11 protein-coding genes are annotated in these 10,139 nt (G+C 66.3%); 5 read left to right on the forward strand and 6 right to left on the reverse strand.

Going from position 1 to position 10,139, the window contains the following annotated elements; genetic code table 11:
- Nucleotides 1-145 precede the first annotated feature (145 nt).
- Entirely contained in the window at nucleotides 146-346 is a 201-nt protein-coding gene (locus QZ186_RS10520) for a hypothetical protein (RefSeq protein ID WP_156797985.1), read from the reverse strand.
- A gap of 110 nt (nucleotides 347-456) precedes the next feature.
- On the opposite strand from QZ186_RS10520, the gene QZ186_RS10525 reads away from it, so the two are divergent.
- Together QZ186_RS10525 and QZ186_RS10530 are read left to right on the forward strand one after the other, a co-directional pair.
- On the forward strand, nucleotides 457-2,247 hold the full coding sequence (locus tag QZ186_RS10525) for an ABC transporter ATP-binding protein (protein WP_296416718.1): 1,791 nt from the start codon (nucleotides 457-459) through the stop codon (nucleotides 2,245-2,247).
- Nucleotides 2,248-2,358: 111 nt separating this feature from the next.
- Nucleotides 2,359-3,255, forward strand: a complete 897-nt coding sequence (locus QZ186_RS10530; RefSeq protein WP_247479724.1) for an LCP family protein — start codon at nucleotides 2,359-2,361, stop codon at nucleotides 3,253-3,255.
- On the opposite strand, the gene QZ186_RS10535 is transcribed toward QZ186_RS10530, so the two are convergent.
- Complete coding sequence (locus QZ186_RS10535; protein WP_010317840.1) at nucleotides 3,252-3,479, reverse strand: DUF6737 family protein; 228 nt, start codon at nucleotides 3,477-3,479, stop codon at nucleotides 3,252-3,254. The genes QZ186_RS10530 and QZ186_RS10535 overlap by 4 nt on opposite strands.
- Nucleotides 3,472-3,942 (reverse strand): MgtC/SapB family protein, encoded by a 471-nt coding sequence (locus tag QZ186_RS10540; protein ID WP_010317841.1) that lies wholly within the window; start codon nucleotides 3,940-3,942, stop codon nucleotides 3,472-3,474. Before QZ186_RS10540 ends, QZ186_RS10535 begins: the two co-directional genes overlap by 8 nt.
- Nucleotides 3,943-3,990: 48 nt before the next feature.
- Here QZ186_RS10540 and QZ186_RS10545 point away from each other — a divergent pair, with 48 nt between their 5' ends.
- Complete coding sequence (locus QZ186_RS10545) at nucleotides 3,991-4,944, forward strand: aromatic acid exporter family protein (protein WP_296416719.1); 954 nt, start codon at nucleotides 3,991-3,993, stop codon at nucleotides 4,942-4,944.
- Entirely contained in the window at nucleotides 4,938-5,984 is a 1,047-nt protein-coding gene (locus QZ186_RS10550; protein WP_296416720.1) for an FUSC family protein, read from the forward strand. The genes QZ186_RS10545 and QZ186_RS10550 overlap by 7 nt, the downstream gene beginning before the upstream one ends.
- On the opposite strand, the gene QZ186_RS10555 is transcribed toward QZ186_RS10550, so the two are convergent.
- Both QZ186_RS10555 and QZ186_RS10560 read right to left on the reverse strand, forming a co-directional pair.
- Nucleotides 5,981-6,181, reverse strand: a complete 201-nt coding sequence (locus QZ186_RS10555; RefSeq protein WP_296416721.1) for a hypothetical protein — start codon at nucleotides 6,179-6,181, stop codon at nucleotides 5,981-5,983. The two genes, QZ186_RS10550 and QZ186_RS10555, sit on opposite strands and share 4 nt — an antisense overlap.
- Entirely contained in the window at nucleotides 6,178-7,485 is a 1,308-nt protein-coding gene (locus QZ186_RS10560) for an NHLP bacteriocin system secretion protein (protein ID WP_010317845.1), read from the reverse strand. The genes QZ186_RS10555 and QZ186_RS10560 overlap by 4 nt, the downstream gene beginning before the upstream one ends.
- Nucleotides 7,486-7,555: 70 nt before the next feature.
- Here QZ186_RS10560 and QZ186_RS10565 point away from each other — a divergent pair, with 70 nt between their 5' ends.
- Complete coding sequence (locus QZ186_RS10565) at nucleotides 7,556-9,331, forward strand: TolC family protein (protein ID WP_296416722.1); 1,776 nt, start codon at nucleotides 7,556-7,558, stop codon at nucleotides 9,329-9,331.
- Here the strand turns inward: QZ186_RS10565 and QZ186_RS10570 are convergent.
- Nucleotides 9,279-10,139: FAD-dependent oxidoreductase (locus QZ186_RS10570; RefSeq protein WP_296416723.1), on the reverse strand; the 861-nt coding region annotated here is incomplete at its 5' end. The two genes, QZ186_RS10565 and QZ186_RS10570, sit on opposite strands and share 53 nt — an antisense overlap.

The following is a 10,139-nucleotide window of genomic DNA, read 5'->3' on the forward strand; positions in this document are numbered from 1 at the left end:
GGCGGCGGCGGCTACGGCGGCGGCGGCGACAACCGCTGGTGATTGAGGCGCGCCCTGCATGCCAGGGCGCCACTCCTCCCCAAGCCCAAAGAAAAATCCCTGGATGGAGCCCGCAATGGGCTCACATCCAGGGATTTTTTGCTGGTCAGACGGCGACTTCGACGTCCTCGTTCTCGATCAGATCCAGCAGCTGATCCCGTTGCCACTCGCGGCAACGGACTTCGGAGACGGGATGGATCGGCTGCAGTTCGCCTTCCCTGGGCTCAGGTAAGGCGCTGCGCAGGGAACGCCTTCTCAGCTTGGCTGTCCAGCGATGGAAGCGATGGAACGATCTCGAACGGGTCATAGACACCCTCCTGTTGGAGACACCACGGTTCTAACGCTGGTGAAACCCAGAAATCAGTTCCCAGTGAGCAGCTTCATATTGAATTCAGCCCGGCGCCTTTGAATGGCGCCATGACCCCAGCCCAACCCCCACTGCGCCGCCTCCTGCGTGCCCTAAGGCCCCATCGCCGCTTGGTCCGGCTCGCAGCACTCTGCTCAGTCCTGAACAAGCTGTTCGACTTGGCTCCTCCAGTGCTGATCGCCCTGGCGGTCAATGTGGTGGTGCAGCAGGACACCTCATGGCTGGCCAGCTGGGGGGTGACGACTATCCCAGGGCAACTGGGCGTCCTGGCCGGACTGTCCTTTGTGATCTGGAGCGCGGAGTCGCTGTTCGAGTACCTCTACGCCCTGCTCTGGCGCAACCTGGCCCAGACGGTGCAGCACGAGCTCAGGCTGGAGGCCTACGACCATCTCCAACGATTGGAGATGGGCTTTTTTGAATCGAGCTCCAGCGGCCGCCTGCTGGCGATCCTGAACGACGACATCAACCAGCTCGAGCGCTTTCTTGACCACGGCGCGAACGAGGTTCTGCAACTGATCACGACCGTGCTGGCGGTGGGGGGCGCCATGGTCTGGCTCTCACCTGCGGTGGCTGGGGTCTCCTTCCTGCCCATCCCCTTGATTCTCTGGGGCTCCCTGCATTTCCAGAAGCGCCTGCAACCGCGCTACCGCGAGGTGCGCGAGCGGGCCGGAGACCTGGCCAGCCGACTGGCGAACAACCTCGGAGGCATGCTCACCATCAAGAGCTACGCCGCTGAGCAGTGGGAGACCGATCGTCTCTGCAGCCAGAGCCGTGCCTACCAGAGCAGCAACAGCCGGGCGATTCGACTCTCGGCGGCGTTTATTCCCCTGATTCGCTTCGCGATCCTGTTTGCCTTCCTGGCGATCCTGGTCATTGGCGGCCTCCAGGCCTGGCGCGGGGTGATCGATGTCGGCACCTATTCCTTCTTGGTCTTCATCACCCAGCGCCTGCTCTGGCCCTTGACCAGCCTGGGCCGCACCCTCGATGACTACCAGCGGGCCATGGCCTCCACCCAGCGGGTGCTGGACCTGGTGGACACACCGATCGCGATCCCCAGCGGCCATCGCCCCCTGCCCAGCCAGAGCGTGCGCGGGCAGATCCGTTTTGAGCAGGTGAGCTTTGGCTACAGCGGCAGGGAGCTGCTGCTACGCAACTTTGACCTGGAGATCCCCGCCGGCAGCACCCTGGGAATCGTCGGGGCCACGGGCTCAGGCAAAAGCACCATCGTCAAATTGCTGCTGCGTCTCTATGGGCTGCAGGGCGGAACGATCCGCCTGGATGGCCAACCGATCGAAGAGCTGGAACTGGGGGATCTACGCAAGGCGATCGGCCTGGTGAGCCAGGAGGTCTTCCTTTTCCACGGGACCGTGGCCGAGAACATTGCCTATGGCAGCTTCGAGGCCACGCGGGGCGAGATCGAGCAGGCCGCACAACTGGCGGAGGCCTCCCGCTTCATTGAGGAGCTGCCGCAGGGCTACGACACGGTGGTGGGCGAGCGGGGCCAGCGCCTCTCCGGTGGACAGCGCCAACGGATCGCCCTGGCCCGGGCCATCCTCAAAAATCCACCCGTCTTGATCCTCGATGAAGCAACGGCGGCGGTGGACAACGAAACCGAGGCGGCGATTCAGCGCTCCCTCGATCGAATCACCGCCGAGCGCACCACCCTGGTGATTGCGCACCGCCTGTCCACCGTGCGCCATGCCGATCGGATCGTGGTCATGGACCAGGGACGGATCGTCGAGAGCGGCAGCCACGAGGAACTGATCGCCGCCGGTGGGGCCTACGTCAATCTCTGGCGGGTCCAGGCGGGGCTACGGCAGGACGAGGCCCTAGCTCTCTAACCAGCCAAAGAAGTGGCACCAATGCAGGGGTTACCACAAGATGGGCGGCAGAAAAAGAAATAAATTGTGAGAATGAAGAGTCCCACCCTGAAAACAGCCCCCGCCAGCCCGATGCCCCGCCGCCGCGATGAGCGCGCAGCGATGCTGACGGCCATTGGCTTTGGGCTGGGTGGTGGACTCCTGCTGGCCTCTCCCGTCGCGGACTACCTCAGCAGTCCCCAGGTGAGCGAGCGCCACCAGCTGGTCAATCCCTTCAGCAGCTGGAACAGCCTCAGTGACGCCGATGTGGTGATCCTGGGAACCGACGTCGGCGGCGGCAATACCGACGTGATGTACACGATGCGTGTGCAAAACGGCGTCACCAAGCTGCTGCAGGTGCCCCGGGACACCTACATCAACTCCAGCAGCTTTGGCCCGGTGAAGGCCAACGCCCTCTACGCCTATGGCGGCCCCGATGCGGTCAAGGCGGAGCTCTCCAAGCACCTGGGACGTCCGGTGCGTCACCACATCCTGGTGAACCTGGCGGTGATCCGGCGCCTGGGGGATGCCCTGGGCGGCCTTGAGGTCAACGTGCCCAAGCGCATGTGGTATCACGACAACACCCAAGGCCTGCACATCGATCTGCAGCCAGGCCGCCAGGTCCTCAAGGGCCGAGACCTCGAGGGCTTCCTGCGGTTCCGCCACGACGAGATGGGGGACATCGGCCGCCTGGATCGCCAGCGCCTGGTGCTCAAGGCCCTGTTCAAACAGATCACCCGCCCGGAGAGCCTGGTGCGGCTCCCCGCTCTGCTCGCTGTCGCCGGCAAGGACCTGCGCACGGACCTCGGGCCGATGGAGATTGGTGGCCTGATCAGTGCCATGGGCAGCACGGAGCTGAACGCCGAGCGCCTCGGCGGCCGCCCCTTCATGCATGAGGGCATCAGCTACTGGAAGGCCGAATGGCCCGAAGCCACCGCCGCTGGGGCCGCAGCCGCCGGCAGCTCCGAGCGCTTCAAGTTTCTCTTCTAGGGCCTCTTCTCGGGCTCGCCTGCCTCATCCAGGTAAGCCGCGGGAACCAGCAGAAGAAACAGGCCCCACCAGGCCAACACAGCCACCGCCACCGGTGCGCTGATCCACCAGCGGTGCAACAGCAGCCAGCTGCCGGCGATCACCAGGACACCGGTCAACAGGATCGACCAGGGCTGGCACCACCAGGGCTTCAGGCTCCAGAACGCGGGCTTGGTCTCAGACATGGGGCCTCTTGGCGTGTTGTGAGAGCACCACGAGGGCCAGGAGCAAAGCAGTGATCGCCAGCACCGGCGTTGATGCCGCCACCGTCACCCCGAGGGCGGCTGTGAACCAGATCGATGCGGCACTGGTGAGGCCGTGCACCCGCGGTTGCTGCCCTGCAAACGACTCCCCGCCGCGATCCACCAGGATCTCGCCGGCCCCCAGGAAACCCACTCCAGTGGCGATCCCTTGAATCGCCCGGCTGCGCGCATCGGGTTGGTCCCCCGCCGCCAGAACCAATAGGCAAGCACTGAGACCGACCAGCACGTGCACCCGCAGCCGATTCGTCTGGGGCTGAGCAAAGTGCTGGGCGCGGTTGTAGCCCACCGCCAGACCACACAAGACCGATAACCCCAGACGCAACAGCACCGTCAGGTCGACGTCCAGGGTCGAGGACCAGGCGTTCGCCAACAAGATTGAGCCCATCAGCGCAGACCTCCATAAGCTCCCCGCAGACCCAGAACGCCGCGGCCCGTGGACGCACTGCTGGTGCGCAACACCCTGAAGATGTTCACGGCGGTGTTCCTCACGGCAGCGATTGCCCTGTGGTTTGAGCGCATTGAGTTTGTTTGGTATCCGCTGATGGCGGTGGTGATTGTTGTTGATGACAACGATGACCACACCGTCAAGGCCGCAACCGCTCGGGTGATGGGCACGGTGATCGGTGGACTGGTGACCTTTGTGGTCCACACGATCCTCAGCGGCTGGATGGGGGTGCTGGTCTCGATCCTCTTGATGATCCCGGTCCTGCGCCTGTTCGGCTGGCAATCGGGCCTGAGCACCGCCGCCACCTTGAGCGTGATGTTCTTGATGATTCCCCGCTACGAGGCCCTCGATTGGGACTACGTGTTCAACCGCGGCCTCGACACCGTGGTCGGCTGTCTGGTGGCCTTGGGGGTGGGACTGCTCTTCTGGCCGCGCAACAGCTACCGCGAGTTACAAAGCCTCGACCAGCACCTACTAGCTGATCTGCAGGGGCAACTCGAGCGCTACCAGGCCTGGCTGGATGGTCAACACGAGCGACCGACTCCACTGAACACAGCACCCCTGACCGGAAACCTGATGCGGATGACGGATCTGGTGGAGCGGGAACGCCGGGGCCCCCGCCAGAAGCGGCTGCGCTCCAGCCGCTGGCAGCAACGCCTGCGGCTCTGGCAGATCGTCCAGTTCCACTGGATTGCCTGGGAGCGCCTGATCGAAGGCCTACCCCCACTCGACATCGCCCAGGCGACGCCGCTGCAGCAGAGCATCGCCGGCCTGCATCGACAACTCCAGGGGGGCGCACAGGCCACACCGCGGCGTGAGCCGCAGCGCTGGCAACAGCTCGCCCAGAGCCAACGACTCCCGCTGCTGCAGTTGCTGGCCCTCGAGGAAGAGACCAGGCCCCTGCACGCCAGCCTGGGCAGCTTGGCCCGGCGGCCATGCTGATCAGCCGCGCCGAACTGCGGTTGGCGGTGGCCGCCGGCCTGAGCAATGGCTTCGCCGCCATGACCGGCTTGGCCTATGGCTTCTATTCCCCTCTGGCGGTGGTGTCCGTTGGGACGGGCAGTTACGGCGGGGCGATCGAATTGGGCCGTCAGCGGCTACTCGGCACCGTGCTGGGCTCAGTTCTGCTGCTGGTGGGCTACTGGGGTCTGCGCGATGTGCCGATGCCCATCGCCATCGCCATCACCCTGGCGGCCCTACGGCTCTTGGGAGGGTGGCTCAAGCTGTTGGTCGGCTACAAGGTCGGCGGCCTGATTGTGGTGATGGGCTGGCTCTCCCACTCCGCCAACCTCGGCACCTGGATTCCCCTGCGCTTTTTCTGGACGGCCTTTGGCGTGCTGGTGGGCCTGCTGAGCTTGCGCTTGTTCTGGCCGACCCGCAGCCTCGATACCGTCCTGCGGCAGTACGGCGAGCTATTCAGCGACCTGAGGCGGACCTACCAGGACCTGGCCCAGCGCCTGCTGAACAGCGAAGCGCAAGGGCCAGGCATTGAGGACTACAAGCGCCTGCGCGCTCGCCTGATCAGCCTGCGGGCCCTGCGCCCGGCCCTCAGCCTGGAACTGGGGGAAGGGGCAAACCGCCATCCCAGCGTTCAGCTGGTGCAGTGCCTCGATGACGCCTGCTCCCGTCTGGTCATGATGGTTGGCGGCATGGTGCGCCGGGCCCCGACCCTCAACGACAGCGCCCTGATCGAGCGGCTGCATCAGGGCGAGGCGGCCTTGCTGCAGGTCCTGGGCCAACGGCTCGAACAATGGGAGCAGCGGTTCAGCGGCCGGCGGCGAACCCTGCCGCAACCACCCAGCTCTGCGCTGGCCTTGCCCCAGGCCTGGCTGGATCTCAACCGCGAACTCGCGGACCCCAACCTCAACCGCATCCCTCTTGAGCGCTTGGAGCGCATCGCCGCTCGGCTGCTGCTCTGCAGGCAGGCCGAGCAGGCCATGCAGGATGCCGAGCGGACCTGGTCGAGCGTGCTGCCCCGCTAGGACTCAGGCCTCGACGCCCACCAGCGCTCCACGCGATAGCCCAGGACCACGAGCAAAACCACGAGCCAGAACCAGAGCTCGGGGGCGTTGGCGTTGAACAGGATCAGCAGCAGAACCACCTCCGCCACCAACCAGGGCAACTCCTTGCGCAGCAGGGCGTTGCGAAGGGGAGGCAAGCGCCAGGCCTTGAGCTTCACTCCAAGGTTCCGGGCTGCCTGAGGAAAGGACGGTTCCATAGGGCGTCAATTCTGAGGGTGCGATAGCCACCGGTGAGGGAGCGCAGCCCCGGGAGCACATAACTCAAGGGGGAGCGCCATTCCACATAGCCGTAGGCGTTGAGGGTCAGGCCATCGCGCACCGGAAAGACACCGCTACCGCCCGAGAGGGTCCAGCGGTAGCCGTCATTGCTCCAGCGATCGCGGCCCAGTTCGATCTCGGCGCGCATCACCGGCCCCTCCTTGGTCAGGGCCTTTGCCAACTGGGGGTTGCCGGTGGTGGTGGAGACGTCGTCCTCGGTGGCCGGCAGGGTCAGCACCTGGCTGACCTGGCCCACGATCCCGCCAAAGCGCCCCCGTTGTTTCCACTGCGGCACCAATTCCATCCGCAGTCCCAAGGGAAGGCGGCGGGCATCAGCCGGGGAGAAATAGGCCACGGCCCGCAGGGGCGGAGCCTTGGCACCGGGTTTCTGGGGGCGGCCAATGGTGCCCAGGCGCTGCCCGGTGGAGACGGTTTGCCCGGAGATCACCTGGATGTCGAGCAGGCTGCCGTCCCGGCCCGCCAACACCTCCCCGTCGTAGGCGATCTGCGCTTCGGTGACGCGAATCTGCCGCTTGAGGTCGTCGATCTGGTAGCGGCGATTGAGCGCCTCGGTCTCGATCGTGAGCTTCACCTGCTCGTAGTCGGTCAAGACCTTCTTGCGCTGGATCTTCACCGCATCGAGGTCCACGCTGGTGTTGGTGAAGCCCTGCTGAACGGCAACCACCTCGCGGGAGAGCGGTGCCACCACTTCCCGGCGAGCCAGCCAGTCGAGGTTGCTGAGCTTCGTGCTGTAGGTGGACTGGAGTGAGGCGTAGCGGGCGCTGTCGTCCGTCAACTTCGCCAGGGCGACCTCCACGGCGCGCTTTTCGGTCTCGAGCCGCCGCAGATCGCGCTGGTCCAGATCGGCGTTGATCCGCTCCAGCTGCGCCAGGTTGCCCCGCTGCTGCGCCAGTTGTTTCTCCAGAACCGGCAGGTAGAGGGTCATCAAGACCTGTCCCTTGCGCACCGGTTCGCCAACCTTGACCTTGACGTCGAGGACCTGCCCTCCGGAGCGGGCATTGAGCACCCCAGCGTTATCGGGATAGAGGAACACGCCCTGACCGCTCACCTCGGTCGGCACCGGCCAGAACAACGCCCAGAGCGCCAGGACCCCGCCGACCCCCGCCAGGCAGACGCCGACTTGGTTGTGGTCGCTCAGACCAACCCAACCCTGCTGGAGCTGTTGCCGCCGTTGCTGCCACATAGCGACAGGATGCTGGGCTAAGGCGATTCTGGCCAGATTCGGCAGACTGCATCACAACTTCCCCCGGACGTTGCGCCTCGCTGCGGCAAGCCGAATCTTGAGCCTGGCCGGCGGCCTGGCGTTGGCGAGCCTGTGCAGCCCGCTGGCACTCGGGCAACCCAACATCGAAGCCAGCTCCCCCGAGGTGGAGAAGCTCGAGCGCAGCTGGCGGGCCCTGGATCAGCAGCTGCGGGTCCTTGATGCCCTGATCCCTCCCGACCCCCAGGGGATTCCGCCACGGGAAGCCGTCACGGCACCCATTCCCAGCAGCCTGCTGCAGCCCAATCGGGCACCCAGCCAACAGCTGCAGCCGGGGCAAGCCGCTCCCCCCGCACCACTGAGCCTTCCAACGCCCCAACAGCTCCAAAAAGGAGTCGTTGAGGGCCTGAGCCTGCTCGAGGCCCTCGCCCTGGGCTTCAAAAACAACCCGGAGCTCCTCGCCCAACGGGAGCGGGTTGCGGCCTCCCTCGATGAACTGCAGGCGGCCCTTGGCACCTACTGGCCGCGGATCAGTGCGGTCGCCGGCGGCAGCACCGGCCAAATCAGTTCGAACAACACCGCCTCCGTCGGCAACGGCAACCTGAACCTGGGGCCCCTGTTTGAGCCGGGGGGAGCCTTCTATGTCCCCACAGAAGGGGGGGCTTACCTCAACCAATCCAGCAACGTCGGCGCCGCCGGGCTGCAACTGGACTACGCCCTCCTGGACTTCGCCCGCACGCCCCGGGTGCAGGCCGCACGGGCCGTGCTGGAGCGGGAGCGGCAGCTCTATGGCAACCAGCTGCGCCAACTGCAACTGAACATCAGCGAGGCCTACTACCAGCTGCAGCAGGCCGATCAGAACGTCCGCATCCAGGACGCCGCGGTGCGCGATGACCTGCTGATCCTGCAGGACTCCCTCGATCTGAAATTGGCGGGTCTGGTGCCCCGGGTCGATGTCCTGCGCCGCCGCGCCATTGAGGCCAGTGACCAAGAGGCCCTGATCCAGGCCCTGGCCGATCGCGCCATCGCCCGGCGCCGCTTGGCCCTGGTCCTGAACCTTCCCGCCACGGTCACCCCCAGTGCCAGCGATCCAATCGCCGTGATGCCCCACTGGCCCCTGGACCTTGAGCAGAGCCTGCTGGCGGCCTACCGCGGCAACCCCGAACTCGAGGCAATCCTGGCGACGCGCACCGCCCTGGCACGCCAAAAAGATGCGACCGCCGCCCAACTGCTGCCGCGACTGGCCCTGTTTGCCGGCGGCGGCAGCTACGGCCAGAACGTCAATCAGTTCAACATCACCACCAGCAATGGGGGCTGCTGCGGCTCCACCGTGATCCCCACCCTGAACACCAGTGGCTACGACTGGTCCCTGGGCCTCAGCGTCCGCTGGCTGCTGTTTGATGCCGGCACCACCAGCGGCGAGACCCGGGCCCTGCAGCGCCGCGTCGAAGCCGCCGGACAGGACTATGCGGCCCGGCGCAATGCGATTCGGTTGCGGCTGGAGGCGGCCTTCTTCAACCACGAGGCGAGCCTGGCCAAATTGGCCTCAGCCCGGCGGGGGGTCGCCGCGGCCCTCGAAGCCTTCCGCGACGTACGGCTCCGCTACCAAACGGGACTCTCCAGCGAGGTGGATCTCTCGATCACCCAGGAGCGCCTGATCAGTTCCCTCGTGCAACGGCTCAACGCCACCGTCGGGGTCAACATCACCTACGCCCAACTGCTGCGCGAGCTGCTGCCCGTGCCGCGCGATCCCGCCGCGCCACTCACCCCGGAGCTCACCTGGAGTGCTGCCACACCTGCAGCTGCTCCAACTGCCCCTGCGCCGTAGCGCTGCCCGCCGCGAGCACCTCCGCCAGCAGCGGCGCGAGCACCGGCACCTGGGCAAAGCCGCCGCTGAAGCCACTAAAGCCAAACAGTCCTGGGGCGTCCGCCAGGGGACCAGCCAACGGACTCCCCGTGCGGCTGAAGGCCACGGGGACCTGATGCCAGCGGCCAGGCGCCTCAGCGAGGCCCTTGGGCAACCCGGAGGCAGCGATGGCCTGCCTCAGCTCCTGCTCCAGCGCAGGCGGGGGGGCCTGCAGGGACAAGCCGGGAGCAAAGCTGCTGACCTGCCCCAAGAGCGCCCCATCACCGCGGGGCACGAGCCCGGCATCCACGACGGTCCGAGGGGACTCGAGTTGCGCGCTGGAACGCTCCATCGCCGGGCGCTGGAACTGGGCCGGCAGCCGCAGGCCATGGGGCGGAGCTTGGGGTAACTCCAGCACTCCCGCCCAGCTGCTGCGCAGCAGCTCAGGCCAGGCAGGCCAAAGGCTGCGGCAGCCCGCACCGGCGGCCAGCACCAGCTGGGGACTGGAGTGGGCTGCGCCATCGCTGCAACGCACCAGCCACTCCCCCTGCTGACGCTCAAGGCTCAGCGCCTCAGCGGAGACGTAACGGACCCCGGCCTGCTGTAGCAGCTCAGGAAGGCGGGAATGGAAACGCCCTGTGTCCACCTGGGATCCAGGCAAGGGCAGGAGCCGCGCCCAGGGCTTGCCGCCGTGTAAGTGGATGCGCGCGCTGGACCAGCCAAGATCGCCATAACGGCGTTGCAGGTCGCGCCAGAGGCCAGCGGCCTTGGCAGCACGGATCGCAAGCGC

The sequence above is a fragment of the Vulcanococcus sp. DEBay_Sum29NL08_54 genome, from assembly GCF_017859255.1.
In the GTDB taxonomy this organism is placed as follows: Bacteria; Cyanobacteriota; Cyanobacteriia; order PCC-6307; family Cyanobiaceae; genus Vulcanococcus.